Source organism: Thermotoga petrophila RKU-1, from assembly GCF_000016785.1.
In the GTDB taxonomy this organism is placed as follows: Bacteria; Thermotogota; Thermotogae; order Thermotogales; family Thermotogaceae; genus Thermotoga; species Thermotoga petrophila.
The window spans coordinates 1,729,247-1,749,328 of the sequence record NC_009486.1 but is presented as its reverse complement, the minus strand read 5'-3'; the positions used below and the strand labels follow the sequence as shown (position 1 = coordinate 1,749,328).

Genomic DNA, 20,082 nt, shown 5'->3' with positions numbered 1-20,082 from the left:
CTTCCTACATGCTCTGCTGCCTTATAAAGGCTGTATGCAACCGACAATGGGTGAATATTGTCTGTGCCAATTTTTTTACGTATCTTTCCCTTCCCTCTTTTTCTATTATTCCTATCTTTAATTCTTTGCCTAAAGGAGAAAATTCAAAAGTGTTAAACAGAGAAGAGAGACCACTCTTTATTGTCCTTTCCGATATAGTGTTATCCAGTTCTGCTACCATTTCAGTAATTTCTTTTACGGATTTAATTTCATTCCACTCTATATTTTCAATAAAGAATCTACAAACTGGTGAGTTGTAATACAAATTTGCCCAAATCAATTCCCAAGCAAGGTTTTTATGTCGTAAGTAGATCTCCCTAATATTTTTCGCCAATGGAGTGGGTAATTTATCCTTAGTTATGAGTTCAGCATCTAATAACCAGACTTTCATGCTTTCTATCTGTTTGTTGCCCAAATTATTCTCAGCAAACCATTCTTCTGGATTATTTAAAAAGCCACTTAACCAATCATCTCTTAAACCAAAAGTCAAATATCTTCCAAATCCTTTTAATTTACTATCTCTGCTCATTTTGCCCATATTCCTACCACCTTCTGCCATTTGTAATGATTTTGCAACTAAACACCCTTTCTCAACAAAATACAAGCAATTTCCACAATGAGTACATAAATTACCATCTATTTTGACACTAGGAAGTACATACAATGCATTAGTTGGACATTCCGCTTCACATGCACCACAATTAACACAATAAGTGGTTTTATAAAGTATGCGTTTGATTTTATTTTCAAATACTTTATCATTGGCGGTTTGTATTTCAACGACCTCATTTTTATGTTTTTTTAATATATTAAATTGATGAGTGTTGTTGCTAACTTTTATTTCCCCTTCTGTTTTATTGTTTGGGCTGTGTTTATAGAAAATGTCCCCTACTACTTTGACCCATTCAAGAAAATTTTCGCTAGAATTTCTAGTATTCCTAATTATACCAACCAATTTGCCATCTTCTGAGATCAATTCCAGGTGTTTTCCATTACTGTTAATTCCTTCCCCACCTGCTCTTTTTTTCCATTGTCCTTGGATTATGTACTCTTGAATTTTCATCGGATCTTCAACGCCTAGGTAATTTATATAATTTTCTAATATTTTAACATATTTATCAATAAGATCGCTATGCATACTGTATATAATGTACTCCGACCATTCCGATGCAAAAGGGCACACAGAACATCCAACTCTGTTCAAACCATATCTATACCCTTTATTCATACGTAAGTTTCTGTAGTAAAGGTACAAGAACACTTCTAAAGTATTCCAGTCTCTAATAACTTCTGCATTAATTTGCAAAATATGTTTTGCCTCTATCCCCAATCGCTGGTAATTACTGCGTCGAGCGCTTTCTTCTGAGCGAATACCATCAAAAACAATCAATTTAGTTTTACTATTCTCACCTGCTGTTTTTCCAAAAATCGCTTTGATGATTCTTATAAAAGGTGCGGTTTTGGCAACAGTACAACACCACCTATGAACTCTACTAGGCGGACCGAATTCCTTCCAGAACTCCATCATTGGTTTCGGTGGCTTTGCTACGTAAAATTTTAATCCAGGATATCGTTTCTCATACTCTTCTTTAGTTTTTTCTACATTTTCATATGTATACGGAATTTCCATTGTGGTGTCTGAAAAGATAACTACTAAATCATCGCAAGGTACAACTCTTGTTACAAGGTCTAATACGACCTGTGAATCTTTTCCTCCACTATAAGACACAGCAAATAGGTATCCCTTTTTTTTGTAAACTTTATATGTATGCTCTATAAAATCCAAAGCTTCATTCTCCAACACAAATAAAGCTTCTTTATTTTTTTCAATCACCTTCTTAATATCTATTGGTTCCAACTTGAGATTTTGTCCTTTTTCGATGAGTATTATTTCAGGTGGTTCAAATATGTTTCCGCCTTTAGCCTCAGCTACTAGTTCCCCTTTATAGTAATATCTTCTTCCAATAGCCCAGAGCAATGGTTCTTGAGCTTTAGGGTATTCCCAGAATTCATTAAAGCCCAAAAGATCTAATTCTTCAAAAAAAACAGGACGCGGCGGAGCTATAACGTTGGAACCATTCGCATCATTCACTAACAAAACACCATTCGAAACACAATCCCAAGTTACTTTATACATCTTTTCTCCACCTTACTGTTGTTTTTGACCACGAGTTTATAATCTAACATTTTTCAGATATCTGAACTCATGAAGGAATAAAAAATCAAGAGAAAGAACTAAGACTGAAACTAAATATTCACTTCTCGTCAACAGAATCAAAGGGTAATCTCACAAAATCGAACAATGAATTTTGTCCAGGGATCACTTTATGTCTTTTTTTTAATAATACACTGCTAACCACTTTTATTGTTTCAGTACTCCACTTTAAATAAAAGTCTCTATCTTTCTAGAACAAATCTTTCAAGTTAATCTGTCTGATTTTCCCAAGTTTTGAGTTTATCATTTTATAGCCTTTTTTTGATTCACAAACAAGAGTATTCGCAACTGTCAGATGATATCCCTTGTTCTTTTTTTTCATTTATTATAACATTCTAGTAGCCTAAAGGCAAGTGTTCTGATAAATAACTTCACTATGACGTTTTCCTTAAAACTCCCTATGAAATCATCATACTAAAAATTGAAGACACTGACAGAGGATATGAAGAAAGAACTCAGGAAAGAGTTGCCTGGTTTTGAATATCTTAGGAAAGGATGGCCGGTATGCGTAAAAACCCATATATGGTATAGTAATTATAACACAATTGTAAATGAATTTAACAGGCAATGTCTCAGTTTTTTGCTTTGCGAGGTACGAGCTGGTCTTGGAAGGATGTCAGAGATTGAAAAAACTCTTCAGAGAGGCTTTTGATGAAGAATAATACAAACAAAGCCGCCTGAGAAGGCGGCTTTATCTTAAACAGAGTTCTGTTTTAAGCCTGCTGAAGTACCTTTTTGACTTCATCCAAAGATGGAATTCTGCCAGAGATGACAACTTTTCCGTCCACCGCTACCGCAGGAGTTGCCACGACACCTCTTGAGATGATCTCGTCTATGTCCTGAACCTTTTCAACGACCGCATCGATTCCCAGTTCTTCGATTGCCATTCTCACGATTTTTTCTGTCTGTTTGCACCTCGGACACCCTTTCCCAAGTATCTCCACTTTCTTTGCCATACTATCCCTCCTTTTAAATCGCTCCGTATATCAGTCCAAACAGAGTCGAAAAGATGACCACAAGACCAAAGTAGGTGAAGGCCTTTTTCCTTCCAAGGAGTTTTGTGATAACGATCATGCTCGGAAGGCTGAGGGAATTACCGGCCATGAGAAGCGCAAGAGTCGGTCCCTTTGCCATTCCAAGTTCTCGCAGAGCTTGAACTATTGGAACCTCCGTAAGAGTGGCAAAGTACATGAGAGCACCTATGACGGACGCTACGAGATTGGATAAAAAGCCGTTGCTTCCAAGAAGTGCCGTTACCACCTGCTGTGGCAAAAGCCTGGTCAAAACACCCGCGAAAAACACACCGATGAAGAGATACGGCAGTATCTTCTTTGCAAAATCCCAGGTTTCGTACAGCCAGTTTTGAACGGTGTCCCTTTTGAAACCAAACAAAGCCATGAAGAGTGCAGAAAGCCCAAGTACTGTCATCAGGGAATATTTGAAGGTCTGGTTGATACCAAGAGAACTCGTTACCAGAAATCCAAGCTGTATCAAGAAGAATATTATTCCTCTTACACCGTACTGATCGTCATCGGAGGTGAACGCGAGTCCACCTTCTCCCCTTTCCTGATAGATCATTTCCATGATCAAACCTATGAGGACAGCCGCTGTTATCGTTGCGATGAGACGGGCAAGTCCCAAATCCCATCCGAGAACTCGTGCTGTCAGAAATATCGCTGCGATGTTTATGGCAGGCCCAGCAAACAAGAAAGTGGTTGCAGGGCCTATACCCGCACCTTTTCTGTAGATCCCTCCAAAGAGCGGAAGAATGGTGCAGGAACAGACGGCCAAAATACCACCGGAAATCGCAGCAACAGGATAAGAAATGATCCTTCTAGCGTTTGGGCCAAGGAGTTTCAAAACGGCGTCCTTTTTGAGCATCACCGATATCGTTCCCGCGATGAAGAACGCGGGAACAAGACACAGGAGAACATGTTCACGTGCGTATTCGTGGAGCAAATAGAACCCGTTCAGGATACTCTGATCAACAATTGGATGCCCGAACGGAACGAAATAGAAAGCCACAAAGATCAGTGCGATCAGGATGAAGGTCGCCAAATTTCTCACTCCTTATTTGATAGATTTGGTAAAGAACAGGAGTTAACGGTCTTAACATCATATTCCTTTCTCGCACGTTCGAGAATAGTGAAAAGGAACGGATATTCTTCGATGAATCTTTCATCGATCGAATAGTAAACGAAGGAATCTTCTCTGCGAGATTTGACAATGCCGTGGTTTCTGAGAACATGGAGATGCTGTGAAATGTTCGGCTGAGTTGTTCCTATATTTGCCAGTATCTGACAAACGCACATCTCTTCCTCCAGAAGAAGAGTTAAAATCTTCAGCCTGGTTTCGTTTGAAAGGATATGGAACAACTCATGAAGCTTCATATAATCACCTTCTTATATAATTTATCACTTATATACTATCAGAAAACATAAATTTCATCGTTTAAATTGGGCAACAAAGAGAAGACCTATGGGTTACAAAACGAATGATTGAAAAAAGCGCAGGAGAACCTGCGCTTTTTCAGTCTTTCCAGTCGAGAAGTCTCTTTTCTCCTTCGAGTTCTTTTATCCTTGTAATGTCCTGCACCACTTCCAGTGTCCCCAAATAGTTTCCCTCTTTGTCCAGGACCGGGAAGTATCGTATGTGGATCTTTCTGTCACCCATGTTGATCCAGAACTCCGCAGGTTCTTTTCTTCCCTCTTTGAAAGCCTTGAGAATTTTGTTCACGATATGAACGCTCCTTGGGGGATGACAGAACTGGACCGGTCTTCCAAGAACGGTGGGAGCTCTGTGGAAGATCCTGTGACCTCCAGAGAAGAAACGTACTCTTCCGTGTTTATCCACAAAGGTTATATCGAACGGCAACGTTTTGAAAATAGCGTTCAGTTCTTCCAAAGACAGATAACCACTTTCTATTTCCATATCGTTGTCTCGAACCAACGAGTATTCGGTGTCTGGAGTGAGCATTCCGGCAACCCTTTTGATCTCATCGGGAAGTTTCTCGTAAGTTTCAGGGGAAACGGTTGGATCCATCTGGTGTGGAAGAACAGGCTCCGCTGAAGTTTCCCACTCGTCTGTCACTTCAATCTTGTAGTATCCTATGTCTTTCTCCAGCAGCTTTATCGCTTTCCACTCACCTTCAGAGAAAAGCACCTTCAGTGTCGGATAGAGTATGTTGTTTTCTCTGAAGACCATGTCTGAGAGCATCCTTGAAAGTTCCAGGGCTTCTTCTTTCAGCCGTTCATCAGATTCTTCTTTCTTCAAAAGATTGAGAAGGAGTCTTATCTTCAATCTGATCTCGTCGTGTTTGGACCAGAGGACCGTTGGAACGGCTGTGATACCTCTTCTCTCGATGTATGGGAATATCAGCATCTCTTCCCTCGTGTAATGGGTGAGACCTATTCTGTGAAGCCCTGAGACGTGCTGCACGAGTTTTTCGTAGAACTGTTTCCTGCGAGGATCGTCTTTTGGAAGAGAGAACGTGCTGGAAGCAAGCAAACTCAAAGCTTCCGCATCTTTTAGTATCTGTTTGTTCTCCTCGTAGAGCGTCCTTAGCGGGTGTCCATTCGGGAGCTTTTCTATTTCTCTGCCGGCTTCTGACACGGCTCCCCTGAAGAACTCAACATGAAGATCGCACATCTTGATGATGTCTCTTACGTCTATCTCACCGCTTTTTATCAATTCCTGCTCGATGACGGGTATCTCGAACGGTGGAATCTGCGAGAGCAGTTCTCCGAATTGTTTTTTCAAGGATTCCACGTCTTCCCCTTCGTGGAGTTTTTTCAGCACTTCCTTAAAAAGTTCCACTTTTTCTCTTTCCATAGGAATCTCCCCTTTTTAATTATTCTCACCTAATTACCGACTCCGAGCATATTATAGCACAGAAGCATTTCTTGTAGCAACAAAAAAACAGATGACTTTGCTCTATAACCATTGAACGGAAAAAGCTTTTCAAGCTGGATCAGGTGTTTGTATCCTTTGCTATCCGTTTCGGTATGAACGAGTACCTTTCAGGGGAGCTGAACACTTTGAACCGGGTCGGGTTCAGGTTTTGCAAAAAGGAATCCCTGCATCAATTCGATACCCAAGTCTCGAAGAGTTTTATACTCTTCGATCGTTTCCACGCCTTCAGCTATCACTTTCACGCCAGATTTGCTTCCAGCAGAAAACAGTGCCTCAACCATGTGGCGTTTCAGCCGATCTTTATCGATGTTTCTGTTCATATCGATTTTTATGATGTGATGATTTTTTTCGCCGAGAACGGAAATTCTGGAAAAGGTACCCTCATAGAACCACCCCTTCTTGATATTATCTGTGGAGCATTGTGTACGGCTTCTTCATAGCCTAACTGGGAAGCAAAAATATCACAACAGGAGAACACATACCAATTTCCGATTAATACGTGAACAGGACAAATATCTTTCCAAAACCCTTTCTTTCCCAATCCTCAGTGAACCACATCCATTAAATTACTGTTCCTCAATCTCTTTGCATCCTGTGAAGGAGAAACACCGAAGAATCTTTTGTACTCCCTGCTGAACTGAGAGAGGCTCTCGTATCCCACCTGGTAGGCTGCGGTTGTAACGTCATGACCTGCCATGAGAAGCTTCCTTGCCTCGCACAACCGGAGTTTCTTCTGATACTGAAGGGGAGTCATGCCGGTGAGAGTCTTGAAGTTCTGATAAAAAGTCGAAACGCTCATTCCCACCATCTCGGCAAGCTTTTTCATGTTCACGGGTTCGCTGAAGTGTTCTTTCAGATAATTCAATGCTGCTATCACATCGTTCTTTCCAGAGAGCGCAATCTGGATGAGTTTTGATCCCTGTTCGCTCACAAGGAGCCTGTAGATGATCTCTTTTTTTATCACGGGAAGGAGTGCGGAAATGTGTTCCGGTTCATCAAGGAGATCCAGCATCCTTTTGAAAGCGTCTAAGAGCTGGTAAGTGACCTTCCCCAGCGATGTACCGCGGGATGACGCGATGGGTCTTGTATTGAGCTTTTGCTCAACAACGATCTCCATGAGGATCTCCATGTCTATCTCCCAGGTTATTCCGATATAAGGTTTTTCCTTAGAAGCTTCTATCACCTGGGCAATCACGGGAATGTCGAAAGAGTTGAGAAGAAAATTCTCCACGTCATAAACGTAGTACTCTTCTCCGATAAGAACGCGCTTTGCACCTTGAACTGCGATGCATATCGATGGCGGAAGAATGTAAGTGGAAGGTTCTGTAGGAGACTCCCTCCTGCCCACAGTCAGACCCGGAAGTGGTCTCACCACGGGTTGTTTTTCTGTGAGATGTAAAATCCTTTCAATCAGCTTTCTCCGAGTGTGATCGAATTCATCCATGATTTTTTTCATCTCCTTTCTGTTAAGATTTTACCCTTTGATGGAAAATCAGGCAAATATTCGAGAATATCTTTCTAACGTTTCCGGAGCAGATAGCGGTATGTTTTAGAGCGAAAGGAGGGGAAAACATGGGCATTCCGAAGAGAAAACTTGGAGAGAGAGGACCTGAGGTTTCTGCCGTAGGACTCGGCTGTATGAGAATGAGCTTCGGCCAGAAGAATCTTCCAGACAGAAAAGAGATGATCAAACTCATCAGAACAGCCGTGGAGCTTGGTATCAACTTCTTCGATACTGCGGAAGTTTACGGTCCTTACACAAACGAGGAACTCGTAGGCGAAGCACTCGAGCCGTTCAAAGGTGAGGTCGTGATAGCAACGAAGTTTGGTTTCGAGCTGTACGAAGATGGAAGGCCAGGCTGGAAAGGTCTGAACAGTAGGCCGGAACACATTAAGAAAGCAGTGGAAGGTTCTCTAAGAAGGCTCAGGGTGGAAGCCATAGACATTCTTTACCAGCACAGGGTGGATCCGAACGTTCCAATAGAAGAAGAAGTAGCTGGGGCTGTAAAGGAACTCATAGAAGAGGGTAAGGTGAAGCATTTTGGACTTTGCGAAGCTTCCGCCGAAACGATAAGGAGAGCTCATAAAGTCTGTCCTGTTGATGTGGTGCAGTACGAGTACTCCATGTGGTGGAGAAAACCTGAAGAGGAAATACTTCCCACCTGTGAAGAACTGGGAATAGGCTTTGTGGCTTACAGTCCTCTGGGGAAAGGATTCTTTACAGGAACGATAAACGAAAACTCCAGGTTCGATGAGGAAGATATTCGAAGCAGGATTCCACGCTTTCAGAAAGAGAATTTGAAGGAAAATCTTGCACTCGTAGAACTCCTCAAAAAGATCGCTGAGCGGAAGGGTGCGACACCATCACAGATAGCTCTCGCATGGCTTCTTGCACAGAAACCCTGGATCGTTCCCATACCCGGCACAACAAAACTGAGACACCTTCTGGAAAACATCGGAGGGGCTTTTGTTGAACTCACACCGGAAGAGCTCCAGGAAATAAACGATGCTCTCTCAAGAATAGAAATAAAAGGTGGAAGATATCCTGAGGATCTTGAGAGAATGACGTATCTATGAAACATTCTGTGCTGTTGGTGTCCGACCTTCTTCGATCTTTTTCACGGTAGCGGGAAAGGTTGGTACGAGAACTTCAGAAGCATGAATTCATCGATGGGAGGTGTTACCATGCAGGTTCCAAAAGTCACTTTGAACAACGGTGTAGAAATGCCTATTCTGGGATACGGAGTTTTCCAGATACCACCAGAAAAGACTGAAGAATGTGTCTATGAGGCCATCAAGGTGGGTTACAGACTCATCGATACTGCAGCAGCCTACATGAACGAGGAAGCTGTGGGAAGGGCCATCAAACGGGCTATCGAAGAAGGACTCACCTCGAGGGAAGAACTCTTCATCACCACCAAGCTCTGGATACAGGACGCAGGTTATGAGTCTGCAAAGAGGGCTTTTGAAAAGTCTCTGAAGAAGCTTCAGCTTGAGTACATCGATCTTTATCTCATTCACCAACCCTTTGGAGACGTACACTGTGCCTGGAGGGCTATGGAGGAGCTGTACAGAGATGGACTAGTGAGGGCCATAGGTGTGAGCAACTTCCATCCTGATCGACTGATGGACTTGATCGTTCATCATGAGGTGATCCCAGCGGTGAACCAGATCGAGATACATCCGTTTTATCAGAGGCAAGAGGAGATCGAATTCATGAGAAATTACAACATCCAGCCTGAAGCCTGGGGTCCTTTCGCTGAGGGAAGAAAAAACATTTTCCAGAACGAAGTGCTCAGATCGATCGCGGAAAAGTACGGCAAAACGGTTGCGCAGGTCATTCTGAGATGGCTCACCCAGAAAGGAATCGTTGCCATTCCCAAAACTGTGAGAAGAGAGAGGATGATAGAAAACATCAGTATCTTCGATTTTGAACTCACGCAGGAAGACATGGAAAAGATCGCAACGCTCGATGAAGGGCAGAGTGCGTTCTTCTCCCACAGGGACCCCGAAGTCGTCAAATGGATTTGTTCACGGAAAATATAGTTTTCTGGGATGATAAAAATGAGAAATATTTCGATGATTGTGCTGACCCTTCTTGTGTGGACTCTGGGCTTTGGAAGTGATAATGTGGCATCAGAAGTAATAAACATAAAGATTCCTCAGGAATTGAAAGAGATTCCAAACGAATATTTCAGACCATCATCTCAATCAGGAACATTGGTGGAATTATATTATGACACTTATGAATCTTTCTCCTATTCTGAAAAATCAAAGACCCTTAAAAAACGTGCAATCGTATATCTTCCTCATGGCTATGATAAAAACCGAAAATACGATGTCTTTTATCTGATGCACGGTGGTTGGGGAGATGAAACCACCATGCTCGGCACTCCAGATAGACCCTCTCCGCTTAAGAATGTCATTGATAATGCAATTGCTGCAGGAGAGATCAGGCCGCTGATCATAGTATGTCCGACTTATAACAACACGAATGAAAATGGACTGGATTCTGCCAGCTTTTCCCTGGCAATGCAGTTGACAAGGAACTACCATAATGAATTGGTGAACGATTTGATCCCTGCGGTGGAAGGGACCTACAGCACCTATGCTGCAAGCACGTCAAGAGAGGACCTAATCGCTTCCCGTGACCATCGTGGATTCGGAGGGTTTTCCATGGGTGCGGTTGCAACCTGGCGAACATTCCAATACGCCCTCGATTACTTCCGCTATTTCCTGCCGATGAGTTGCGGTACCACTCTGGATGATGAGGAGATCTTTGCCACAGCTCGTAGACATGATCTGAATGATTATTTTGTCTTCATTATTACAGGGACGAATGACTTTGCGTACAGCTACGATAAAGCCAGAGTAGAGCTTATGGAAATGTCCCCTTATTTTATCAATATCGATGAAAGACATGACGGTAATTTTGCGTTTCGTGTTAAGGAGGGGTATTCTCATGATATGAAGGCTGCAATGGAGTATATCTACAACGGGTTGAAAGCATTTTGGGGTGTTCAAAATAATATCAAAAAAGGTTTGTCGGAGGCTGAGACGAATTTGCAGAAGAGCCAATCTCAAGAGGATTTTACTGTAAATACAAAAATTGAAGAGGTAATTAAATATCCAGCTTTTAAGGATTTTGGTAGACTTCTTTTTCCAACAAACAAAAATTACTACAGTGGAGATACTCTTGGAGAACTTTCTCTCATGTGGTATAGCAATATCAACCCAAGTAAAACGGTAGAAATTGTTAATTATCTTAAAAAACGGGCTGATGCAGGGGAAACTATTTTCTATGATATCTACTCCGATGAAGAAAAATTAAAGGATCCAAGCAAAAAAGACACAGGGTTGTTTTTCTTTCGTGGTAATGAAGGTGCAAAGACAGCTATTATCGTTGCGGGTGGAGGATTCGTATATGTCGGAGCAATGCAAGACAGTTTTCCACATGCTCTTGAACTCAGCAAAAGAGGATACAACGCTTTTGCTTTAATTTATCGTCCAGATCCTCAAGCTGCTTGTGAAGATCTTGCAAGAGCAATTGCGTTTCTATATGAGAACGCCGATGAACTTGGAATAGATATGCAAGATTATTCATTGTGGGGAGGCTCTGCTGGAGCCCGTGTTGTAGCGTGGGTCGGAAGCCATGGTACTGAGAGTTTTGGAGAAAAGAGATATCCACGTCCGGCAGCTGTAATAATGCAATATACTGCTTTGACAGATGTTACTGGGAAAGAACCACCAACATTCGCAGTTGTAGGAACAAGCGATCCAATCGTACCTTACAGGGTTATGATGGACAGGATCAAAAGGATTAAGGCAAATGGAACTGATGCAGAAATAATTGTTTTTCCTGGGCTTTCACATGGTTTTGGGCTTGGAGAAGGTACCATTGCGGAAGAATGGATTGACAAAGCAATAGAATTCTGGGTGAAAAACATGAAAAACCACTAAGAGGAGGTACAACCATGGTGGATGATATCTTTGAAAAGGGTTCTAAAGGCTCGAGCGACTTCTTCACTGGGAACGTCTGGGTGAAGATGCTGGTTACTGACGAAAACGGAGTATTCAACACACAGGTATACAACGTGGTGTTCGAGCCAGGAGCGAGAACACACTGGCACAGCCATCCAGGAGGGCAGATCCTGATCGTGACCCAGGGAAGAGGCTTTTACCAGGAAAGAGGAAAACCCGCAAGAGTTTTGAAAAAAGGTGATGTGGTGGAGATACCACCGAACGTGGTTCACTGGCATGGCGCGGCCCCCAATGAAGAACTCGTACATATAGGTATCAGTACACAGGTTCATCTCGGTCCTGCAGAGTGGTTTGGACCTGTTACAGAAGAAGAGTACCGGAAAACCACGGAAGGAAAGTAGCGAATTTCTCCGTTTCATTCGCTCAAAATCTTCTCAAAAACCGGATCAACTATTCTGTATCCGCTCTGTGTTTTTTCTATGAAGGACATCTTTTCCAGAGTTTCGAGGAGAGAGTACAATCGGGAGTCGCCGATGAAGTCGCCTTTTGCACGAAAGATGTTTTTCAGAGCAGACCAGGTGTTTATACCTCTTGAGATCTGTCTCAATATGAACGGATACCTTTCGCTCCTTTTTCTGAGCTCTTCCATTTCCTTTTCAAAAAGGGCCTTCACGGCATGGAACACCTCTTTCAGCGCTTCATCTTTGTTCTTCTTTTCGAGGTACTTCACTCCAAACAGGACGAGATACCCCACTATGCCGTCTATTTCTCTCACGATTTCTTCCACGTCGAAGTTGACCTTCTCTCCCACCTCTCGAAAGCCTTCCATGAGGAAGTCCACGGATTGATCGAAGGTGAACGGTCTCACCGTGAGAAAACCTATTCCACGGCCGTGGAGGGGTGAGCTGTAGTCTTCGAGTTTCAAAAAATCGTGGAGAACGCCGACTTCTGAACCGCTGATGATGAAGCGTACGTTTTCGAAGTTGTCGTAGGAGTAGGCAAGGAGTGCCAGAAGATCGCTTCCGCCGCGAGAGCCGTAGTATCTGAGATACTGCGCCTCATCGAAGAAGATGACCATCTTTTTCTTTCGCCTCTTTGCCGTTTCGTTCAGCTTTTCGAGAAGATCAGAGAGACTGAACTCCTTTGGATTGAGTTCTATCGATGTTCCACTCACCGTGATCCCACGGACCCTCTTGAGAACGTTCAGAAGTTTCTGAGATTTCGATATTCTGGACAGCTCTTCTCCGAGAAATCTTGTGAGATGATGGGATGAGATGTTACCTCCCGATGTTTCGTAGAGTCTTCTTCCGTCCACGGTTATGTGTAAGAGATCGCTTTCGTTCAGAAAGACTTTCACGAGGGAGGACTTTCCAACCCGTCTCAGACCGGTGATCACAACGATCGGGTAGGTTTGGAGCAGTTTTTCGAGGTCTTTCAGTTCTTTTTCTCTGTCGAAGAGATCTTCCTTTTTCGTCTTGGGAGTGAGGGAGAAGAGCAAGTCGATCACCTCCATCTTTATTATATCACTTCCGGGGTCGGAAGTTGCTTTCGGGGGCAGAAGTAACATAGAAGCTTTTCCCTCTCAGATTTTGAAGTGGTAACATATTTGTAAGGAATCCTGCAAGGAGTGATAGGAATGACCTTCAAGGAAATAGTGCGCTTCATTTTGGAGAGAGAAAAAAGACCCATGAGTGCAAAAGAAATAGCGGAAATAGCATTAAGAGAGAACCTAGTCGATTCTCCGAAAAATTTGTCCAAATTGAGGACAAAAATCCGTCGTGTTTTGTACAACGACATCATTTTACACGGTGATTCCTCCACGTTTGTCAAAGTTGGAAGGGGAAAATTCGCACTGAGGGAGCACAGCGCAGAAAGAAGAAGAGAAGGTTCAGAACTTGAAGATCTGATCAGAAGACTGGAAGAAACACAATACAAGAGCTCATCACCATCGGAGTTTGAAGAGACCTTGAGAGACGCTTTTTCTTTCCTGGGATTTGAGACAGAACTCATAGGAACACCTGGAAACACAGATGTACTTTTGAAAGCAGAAGTGGGAGAGAAATCTTATAGGGTGAACGTAGATGGAAAAACGAGCAAACATGGAAAGATCGAAGACATACAGATAGACTGGTTTTCTCTGAAAGACCACAAAGAAAAAACAGAAACAGATTTTGTGGTCGTTGTCGGACCTGATTTTGCAAAAGGAAACGTGGAAAAAAGAGCCCAAAAAAGTGGTGTTGTTCTTTTGAAGGTGAAAGATCTGATAGAACTTTTGAAAGAACATGCCAAATACCCATTCAACCTGCTTGAGTTAAAAAGCCTCTTTGAAACACCCGGTAACACTGATGATGTTGTAGAAGAGATCATAAGATCTTATCTAAACAGGACGAGTTTTCTGGAAAACCTGAAACTCATAGTGGAGAAGATTGGATAATCTACGGAGTTTGTTCGAGTATTTCTCTGTTGATTCACTGGTTGCAAGAACGGTGGAGGAAAAATTGGGGTCCCAGATGATAAAAAGCGTCATAGACCTTCTGAACTCCCATTTGATAAAAGCCGTTGAAGAGGTTTCTGAGAGGAAGTAGGTTCTGGTTATGGACAAAAAGAATTCATCAGTTGTTTTCAAACAGATAGCGGATTCTTTTGGACTCGAAAAAGAAAAAGAAACTTCGAAACTTGTGACAAAGTATTTCAAATGGGGAATAAAAAAACAAATCGGTAGTTGTTTGGGCTCGGAAAGAGAACCCATATCAGCATTTTTTCCTCTCAAACATTTTCATGTCGTCATAAGAAAAATTATGGAAGCGCTTAGAAACAATACTGAAGTGAGTTCCAGCATAATTTCCTCTCTGCTTAAAGAATTAGTCCCTGGAAAGCCATTCCGTGGCAAAAGCGAAAGGTACAAGATAAACATGGTGCTTGGTGTTCTGGAACTGCGAGGTTTTATCGAATGGACAGGGAAAAAGAAGCCTGTGATGTACAGATTGAAAAAACCGTTGAAGAGATAGAAAAATGGACAGTTCAGAGGTTTGAGATATAACGGGAGAATTTTTCATGGTTAGTCCAAGGGAAGGATGCATTGTTGAAGGAATTTTAGGGGGACCTGTCAGAATTGAAAAAAATTCAGGAGATTGGAAATCATATACGCATTCTGGGGATTGCTTTGAGTTCAAAAGAACTTCAGGTTCTCAGGGATAACAGTAACCGTGTCTATTCAAGCAGAAGATGGTGCACTGGAAAGATCTGATTACGAAGATAGATATTGGAAGCCTTGAAGCAGTCTGGGATTGATATCCTCTTTGAGGATAAGAAATGATATCATAGTAAAAGAAGAATGAACAATACAACTGAAACAAATGCTCCTAAAGTCATAACTGAGAGTATTTTTACTCGACGTTTTAATTTACCAACTTCCATTTGAAGTTCATTGATAAGATTTGATTTCAAAGAATTTATCTCCTCGCTGTTTTTTCTCACCAGTTCCTCAACTTTTGACAAGGTTTCAGATACACCTTTGAGATCTGACTCTATTTTATGGATAGATTCAATGTTCTTTTTTGTCGTTTGTTCGTTTCTTGTCAAGCGCTCGAAAATGATTTTAAGATTTGATTCTATTGTATAAAATTTTTTATTAAACATCTCTGCCGATTTAAGTATCTCTTTTATCTCTTTCATCAGTTTTTCTTCAATAAAGTTAATAATATCATCATTCTTCTTATTACGTTTAAGTTCCTGAAGATACTTTTCTATTTCACTGAATTCAATGACTCCATGCATTATTGCGATTATTAAAAAAAGCACGAAATTTGTAAGACGTTTTTCCAAATTCACAAGCTTAAATACAATCTCTGCGAGTCGCTTAACATCATAACTTGATGTAAAGAAACCAATAAATGCATTTCTGTTTCTAATGATATCTAAGGCTTCTCCGTAATCGGACAACTCTTCAAGATCTTTTCGTAGTTCTTCTAGTTCTTCTCTCACTGATATAAATTTTGCTGTAACCTCTTTCTTTATGATTTCTGTAAAATTAGAATCTGATTTGTTTATTTCTTCATACTGCCTCGGCATTTTCTGTAGTTCATTCATTTTCTGAATACCTCCTTCGTATGTTTTCTAAATATAATTTTATTTCTCGTAGAGCTTTAATCATCCTTTCATTTGATATTTCGTTATCCAATTCAATTTTACAGTTAGATTTATCATCAGAAATAACACGCTGATACTCATTCATAAGATTTATTACGTAAAGAATTTGCTTTTCGGTTGTTCGAGTCCAAGCATTATTTATATTCGATAGTTCAAGTAATTTCAAGTTTTTAGTTTCTAATAGATTCTTTCTTTTTTCTTGAATTTTCTTGATGTAACTCAATAAAGCTTTTATAAACATGATGCAAGCACCAAAATTAAATGAAAACAGCTCCTTTAAAATAGCAGATTTTAGACCGCTAATTATTACTAATGTAACATAGGATATCATCTCCATAAAAGTAAACTTTTCTGTTTTTTGGATTTCTTTTAATTGTTTTTCTGTCTCTTTAAAAGCTTCAACAAAAGGTAATTGTCTATCTTTGTTGTCTTTAAATAACTTTAGTGACCAATAAATTTTGATTCCAACATTTATTGCTAGTATTCCAATACCACCAGCCAAAAGATTTTTTAGGTTGAAGCCATTTTTATACATATTTAGTACTATCTCAGCGGCCCTTGGATTCCCATCAGCGATGAGAGTAGTACCTGGTACGGGCAAACTCCTCCTAGTGAAGAGATCAACATACATATGCTTTAACCACTCAAGGATAGGTTGTTCGGGAATATTGAAACCATTTAATTCTTCAGCTTTTTCAATAGATAATCCTATCGGTCGCAGTTTTCCATTCATCACTTCTGATATTGTGCTATCCCAGAGTGGAAAATCAATCTTTTCCCCTTTCATCATCTCTATCGCTTCTTTGAATCTGAGAAGATCATGTCCTGGTCCTATTTGACGATGTAAATCTGATACTGAGCCCTTGAAACCCTGTGGTTTTGGTATGGCATAATCGATAGGTACTCTGGTGACTTCGTGCTTATGATCCGGGGCAAGACCAGATTCACTTATCAAGACTTCAAATAATCCCGCAACAATCCCGATAAAAATCGCTGCTAGAGTATCTTTCACGCTGATAGGAAATCTTAAGAGACTTAATTCTTTGTAGATCTGGTCAAGTTCTTTTTGTATCTGCTTCTCATCTCTAAGATAAGTAAGTGATTCTTCCAGTAAATAATAATCATAGAGTATACCCTCGAAAAAACTGTTGAAATCAACGTTATTCATAATGATTTATCCCCCACCTGGTGTCATGAGGATATTAGATTATTTTCTTATTCATAATTATAACACAATATGTAGTGATAACATATTTGTGATGGCGAAGGGTACAATTCAGATGAAAAACTATCCAGGGAGATAAGAAAATGATAAGGCCCTAATATTTTCGCGTTCTTCGCAAAATATACGATCGACTGAGAAATGAGAAAGTGAACTGGGTAGTTATGGGTAGTCTCAGTTTTGCGCTGTAGGGAGTTCCTGCTGAAGTTCACGATATCGACATTCAAACTGATAAAGAAGGGGCTTATGAAATCGAACGCATTTTCTCTGAGTTCGTAAGTAAAAAGGTCAGGTTTTCTTCCACGGAAAAAATCTGTTCTCATTATCGGTGAATTAATATTTATGGGAGACATTCAAAAACGGCTCGAAGATGAAACCTGGGAAGATCCCGTAAACCGGTTTTATCCATGTAGTATGAATATCAGGCATATTTGAAACTGGGCAGAGTAGAGAAAGCTGAGGTGTTGAGGAAGTGGTTAAGCAAAAGGAAGGAGTGATACCTTGATCAAGAGGTTGTTTTTTGCCGTAGTTCTTTTATCTGTCGCAGAACTCTTCTCCGGTGTTCTCCACTTTGAGCACGCGGATGTTGTCTATCCTGAAGGATACATAGAAAACGCCGTTCTTGTAGGAAACATCTTCGAGACGATCAGGTCGAAGGTGATAGAGCTTGTCGGAAACGACCCGGGACGGATAACGATCGTTCTCAAAGACAAAGGTACCATCTCGAACGGCTACACGATGCCTTTCTTTCATAAAACGATTGTGATCTACCTGTGGCCTCCCGAAAGCTGGATTTATTTTCGCCTTCCTCTCGAGGACTGGTACGCTTACGTTCTCATTCACGAATTCTCCCACATGTGCCATCTCACCTATCAGGACAAAATAGGAAAGACGATAACAAAACTCACGGGAATTCCTCTTTATCCTCAACTCTTCAGCGACCTGGTGGAGGGTGTTACCGTTTTCAACGAGAGCTCTTTCTCGAGCTCATCCGGAAGACTGAACAGTCCTTTCTACTCAAACGGCCTCTTCTACTACTCACTTTCCAATTTTCCATCTCCCGGTTATATAAAAATTGCACCCGATGACGACTACAGAGACGGGCTTCTGTACTACAACTTCACAGCCGGGTTTTACAGCTACCTTGTGGAGACGTACGGCCTTGAGAAAGTGAAGGAATTTTTCAGGGAAACTTCCAGAACGTTCAGTACTTTTGCCTTTGAGGGTTTCAAGGACCCATACGAGAAGGTCTTTGGAAAAACGCGCGAAGAGATCTACACGGACTGGATCTATTCTCTCACAAAACACGAGTACCCTCAGGGAGATCTTGTATACAGCGCAAAAAACACCTGGCTTCACAAGATCGATCTGTACGGGGACCATCTGGTTGTCCTTTCGGAAGAGTACGGGCCCTCCACTTCGTACACGGGGATGAAAAAACAGGTTTTGAAGATCCTTGACCTGGATGGGAAAGAAGTTCAGGAGATTCCCGTGAGAAACGTTCTGGACGTGAAAATCGATGGAGAGAAGATTTATGTACTCTCTAAAGAAGAATTCTCTGGTCGATACGAGAATGTCCTGTGGGATGTGAAGGGTAGAAGACAGATTTCAAAGGGGAACATAAGCGCTTTCGATGTGGAAAACGGAAGGGTTTGCCTTGCTATCTACGATACGAAGACAAGGAAAACAACAGTAGAGGGGCCGAATTTTCGTATCACGCTCGACGAGTTTATAAGATACATGGACGTATCAAACCGTTTTGTGGCGCTTCTCACAGGAAAGAACGACATAATCGTTCTGAAAACAAACGGAGAAGTCGTTCTTGAACTGGACAACGGAACGATGAAGGGACCATACGTGAAGTTCTGGAAAGATGGAATAATATTCGTTCAGGTGGAAGGGGATCACACCGTTCCCTGTTATTACGATCTTCAGAAAAGAAGACTCTATCGACTCGCATCAAAGACCCTCATCGGGGATTTCGTGATCGATAAAGACAAAATTTACTACATAAGTTACATACCCTACGGGCAGACAGGCGGAACTGGCATCTACAAAATTGATCTGAAAATGGAACCTGTGGAGATCGAAGAGAAAAAGAGTGAACTTTTTGTGATAGAAAAAAGAGAGTTCTCCGCTGGAGACGAATTCGGTTTCAGACTGAGGAAATTTTTCCAGCCTGCGATGTGGTTTCCAATGTATTTTGACGGTGCTTTCTCGATTTTTCTCACCTTTTCCAGCGTGGAAAACAACACTTTCCTGTTCTTGATGCCGTCTGTTGATTTGAAAGGAAATTTCAATCAATACACTGGCTTTGTGATCTCCAGAGACAATTTCACAGCGTACGGTGACTACTCCTCTTCTGGAGATTACAGCTTCGGTTTGACGGGGGTTTTAGGCGATTTCCCTGTTTCAGCAGACACACGACTTGGCGTTACCTTTGAAATGAGTTTTAGTTCGACCCAAACGTTTCTGAACAATGAATCAGGAGTCTCTAACAACATTGGAGTAGGTGTCGATCTCAGAACGTATCTTCTGGGTATGCCTTCCTCCTTGAAGGTGTCTTTGAATCTTATCAATTATGATCTCTCGCACCTTTTCGATCTGAACAGTTTGTTCTGTTTCGCTGGCCTGACTTCAACGCTTGGAAAAGACAACAGTTTCTCCGCGAACTTCAAGTTTCAGCTTTTAAACCCGGAGAATTTTTCATACGATGTGTCTTTTGCTCAAACGCTTTTCAAAAACAGTGCAGAACTTTTCGATGGTCTTATTCTTCTCAGAAACACAGGGAACACATTGGGAATCGCTCGACTAAGATTTTCAAATGGGGAAGAAGAACACGTTATTTATGATCACCTTTTCCAGGAAGTGTACATGGAAGGACTCAAGTTCTATATCACAGTTGGAGGGTTTTTGAACATGAGCGATATTTCCTCTGGTGGTTTCTACGTGGGAGTAGGTACCAGTCCGAATGGATTGCCTTCTATTCCTGTTTTCATCAGCATTAGGTGATAAAATAATTATAGAGAGAACTCAACAAACTTCGTATGAAAGGAGGTGGCAG

At 41.5% G+C, this 20,082-nt stretch carries 18 protein-coding genes and 1 pseudogene; 9 read left to right on the top strand and 10 right to left on the bottom strand.

The annotated features are described in order from the left end of the window. Positions 1–4: 4 nt before the first annotated feature. The 7 genes from TPET_RS08925 to TPET_RS08895 form a co-directional block, all read right to left on the bottom strand. Complete coding sequence (locus tag TPET_RS08925; RefSeq protein ID WP_011944158.1) at positions 5–2,176, bottom strand: phosphoadenosine phosphosulfate reductase domain-containing protein; 2,172 nt, start codon at positions 2,174–2,176, stop codon at positions 5–7. 791 nt (positions 2,177–2,967) lie between these two features. Beyond that, a complete protein-coding gene (locus tag TPET_RS08920) occupies positions 2,968–3,210 on the bottom strand; it encodes a thioredoxin family protein (RefSeq protein WP_011944156.1) in 243 nt (80 codons plus the stop codon). Between the two features lie 13 nt (positions 3,211–3,223). Then, positions 3,224–4,312 (bottom strand): permease, encoded by a 1,089-nt coding sequence (locus tag TPET_RS08915; RefSeq protein WP_011944155.1) that lies wholly within the window; start codon positions 4,310–4,312, stop codon positions 3,224–3,226. 5 nt (positions 4,313–4,317) lie between these two features. Continuing rightward, positions 4,318–4,644 carry an ArsR/SmtB family transcription factor gene (locus tag TPET_RS08910; RefSeq protein ID WP_011944154.1) on the bottom strand — a complete coding sequence of 109 codons (327 nt, stop codon included), beginning with the start codon at positions 4,642–4,644 and terminating at the stop codon, positions 4,318–4,320. A gap of 139 nt (positions 4,645–4,783) precedes the next feature. Further along, positions 4,784–6,085 carry a DUF438 domain-containing protein gene (locus TPET_RS08905; RefSeq protein WP_011944153.1) on the bottom strand — a complete coding sequence of 434 codons (1,302 nt, stop codon included), beginning with the start codon at positions 6,083–6,085 and terminating at the stop codon, positions 4,784–4,786. A gap of 188 nt (positions 6,086–6,273) precedes the next feature. After that, positions 6,274–6,492 carry an EAL domain-containing protein gene (locus tag TPET_RS09740; protein ID WP_420794671.1) on the bottom strand — a complete coding sequence of 73 codons (219 nt, stop codon included), beginning with the start codon at positions 6,490–6,492 and terminating at the stop codon, positions 6,274–6,276. 218 nt (positions 6,493–6,710) lie between these two features. Further along, positions 6,711–7,610, bottom strand: coding sequence for an AraC family transcriptional regulator (locus tag TPET_RS08895; RefSeq protein ID WP_011944152.1), 900 nt, complete (start codon positions 7,608–7,610; stop codon positions 6,711–6,713). A gap of 128 nt (positions 7,611–7,738) precedes the next feature. Here TPET_RS08895 and TPET_RS08890 point away from each other — a divergent pair, with 128 nt between their 5' ends. The 4 genes from TPET_RS08890 to TPET_RS08875 all read left to right on the top strand — a co-directional run bounded on the left by TPET_RS08890 (position 7,739) and on the right by TPET_RS08875 (position 12,048). Further along, positions 7,739–8,743 (top strand): aldo/keto reductase, encoded by a 1,005-nt coding sequence (locus TPET_RS08890; RefSeq protein WP_011944151.1) that lies wholly within the window; start codon positions 7,739–7,741, stop codon positions 8,741–8,743. A gap of 108 nt (positions 8,744–8,851) precedes the next feature. Further along, positions 8,852–9,712, top strand: a complete 861-nt coding sequence (locus TPET_RS08885) for an aldo/keto reductase (protein WP_011944150.1) — start codon at positions 8,852–8,854, stop codon at positions 9,710–9,712. A gap of 33 nt (positions 9,713–9,745) precedes the next feature. After that, positions 9,746–11,626: a prolyl oligopeptidase family serine peptidase gene (locus tag TPET_RS09375; RefSeq protein ID WP_202943192.1), complete on the top strand. Its 1,881-nt coding sequence runs from the start codon at positions 9,746–9,748 to the stop codon at positions 11,624–11,626. Between the two features lie 14 nt (positions 11,627–11,640). After that, positions 11,641–12,048: a cupin domain-containing protein gene (locus TPET_RS08875; RefSeq protein ID WP_011944148.1), complete on the top strand. Its 408-nt coding sequence runs from the start codon at positions 11,641–11,643 to the stop codon at positions 12,046–12,048. 14 nt (positions 12,049–12,062) lie between these two features. Here TPET_RS08875 and TPET_RS08870 read toward each other — a convergent pair whose 3' ends face one another. Beyond that, positions 12,063–13,160, bottom strand: a complete 1,098-nt coding sequence (locus tag TPET_RS08870; protein ID WP_148186900.1) for an AAA family ATPase — start codon at positions 13,158–13,160, stop codon at positions 12,063–12,065. 123 nt (positions 13,161–13,283) lie between these two features. Here TPET_RS08870 and TPET_RS08865 point away from each other — a divergent pair, with 123 nt between their 5' ends. From TPET_RS08865 to TPET_RS08860, 3 genes are read left to right on the top strand one after another with little or no spacing between them, the layout of a single operon-like run. Further along, positions 13,284–14,081: a winged helix-turn-helix domain-containing protein gene (locus TPET_RS08865; protein ID WP_048810897.1), complete on the top strand. Its 798-nt coding sequence runs from the start codon at positions 13,284–13,286 to the stop codon at positions 14,079–14,081. A 10-nt stretch (positions 14,082–14,091) separates the two neighbouring features. Then, positions 14,092–14,232, top strand: a complete 141-nt coding sequence (locus TPET_RS09535) for a hypothetical protein (RefSeq protein ID WP_167310318.1) — start codon at positions 14,092–14,094, stop codon at positions 14,230–14,232. A gap of 9 nt (positions 14,233–14,241) precedes the next feature. After that, entirely contained in the window at positions 14,242–14,655 is a 414-nt protein-coding gene (locus tag TPET_RS08860; RefSeq protein ID WP_011944146.1) for a hypothetical protein, read from the top strand. Between the two features lie 310 nt (positions 14,656–14,965). Here the strand turns inward: TPET_RS08860 and TPET_RS08855 are convergent, their stop codons facing one another. Both TPET_RS08855 and TPET_RS08850 read right to left on the bottom strand, forming a co-directional pair. After that, on the bottom strand, positions 14,966–15,736 hold the full coding sequence (locus TPET_RS08855; RefSeq protein WP_011944145.1) for a hypothetical protein: 771 nt from the start codon (positions 15,734–15,736) through the stop codon (positions 14,966–14,968). Beyond that, entirely contained in the window at positions 15,729–16,964 is a 1,236-nt protein-coding gene (locus TPET_RS08850; protein WP_011944144.1) for a hypothetical protein, read from the bottom strand. The genes TPET_RS08855 and TPET_RS08850 overlap by 8 nt, the downstream gene beginning before the upstream one ends. Positions 16,965–17,221: 257 nt before the next feature. Between TPET_RS08850 and TPET_RS09735 the strand changes: the two are divergent. Next, a pseudogene (locus TPET_RS09735) lies at positions 17,222–17,350 on the top strand (nucleotidyltransferase domain-containing protein); the annotation flags it as partial. A 169-nt stretch (positions 17,351–17,519) separates the two neighbouring features. Beyond that, the gene (locus TPET_RS08845) at positions 17,520–20,030 is read left to right on the top strand and encodes a hypothetical protein (protein ID WP_011944143.1); all 2,511 of its coding nucleotides are present in this window, start codon (positions 17,520–17,522) and stop codon (positions 20,028–20,030) included. Positions 20,031–20,082 lie beyond the last annotated feature (52 nt).

Coding starts and splice junctions, on each gene's coding strand:
- TPET_RS08910 (WP_011944154.1), bottom strand. CDS start 4,644: ATGAAGCTTCATGAGTTGTTCCATATCCTTTCAAACGAAACCAGGCTG.
- TPET_RS08855 (WP_011944145.1), bottom strand. CDS start 15,736: ATGAATGAACTACAGAAAATGCCGAGGCAGTATGAAGAAATAAACAAA.
- TPET_RS08905 (WP_011944153.1), bottom strand. CDS start 6,085: ATGGAAAGAGAAAAAGTGGAACTTTTTAAGGAAGTGCTGAAAAAACTC.
- TPET_RS08890 (WP_011944151.1), top strand. CDS start 7,739: ATGGGCATTCCGAAGAGAAAACTTGGAGAGAGAGGACCTGAGGTTTCT.
- TPET_RS08885 (WP_011944150.1), top strand. CDS start 8,852: ATGCAGGTTCCAAAAGTCACTTTGAACAACGGTGTAGAAATGCCTATT.
- TPET_RS08920 (WP_011944156.1), bottom strand. CDS start 3,210: ATGGCAAAGAAAGTGGAGATACTTGGGAAAGGGTGTCCGAGGTGCAAA.
- TPET_RS08865 (WP_048810897.1), top strand. CDS start 13,284: ATGACCTTCAAGGAAATAGTGCGCTTCATTTTGGAGAGAGAAAAAAGA.
- TPET_RS08875 (WP_011944148.1), top strand. CDS start 11,641: ATGGTGGATGATATCTTTGAAAAGGGTTCTAAAGGCTCGAGCGACTTC.
- TPET_RS08895 (WP_011944152.1), bottom strand. CDS start 7,610: ATGGATGAATTCGATCACACTCGGAGAAAGCTGATTGAAAGGATTTTA.
- TPET_RS08860 (WP_011944146.1), top strand. CDS start 14,242: ATGGACAAAAAGAATTCATCAGTTGTTTTCAAACAGATAGCGGATTCT.
- TPET_RS08925 (WP_011944158.1), bottom strand. CDS start 2,176: ATGTATAAAGTAACTTGGGATTGTGTTTCGAATGGTGTTTTGTTAGTG.
- TPET_RS09375 (WP_202943192.1), top strand. CDS start 9,746: ATGATTGTGCTGACCCTTCTTGTGTGGACTCTGGGCTTTGGAAGTGAT.
- TPET_RS08870 (WP_148186900.1), bottom strand. CDS start 13,160: ATGGAGGTGATCGACTTGCTCTTCTCCCTCACTCCCAAGACGAAAAAG.
- TPET_RS08850 (WP_011944144.1), bottom strand. CDS start 16,964: ATGAATAACGTTGATTTCAACAGTTTTTTCGAGGGTATACTCTATGAT.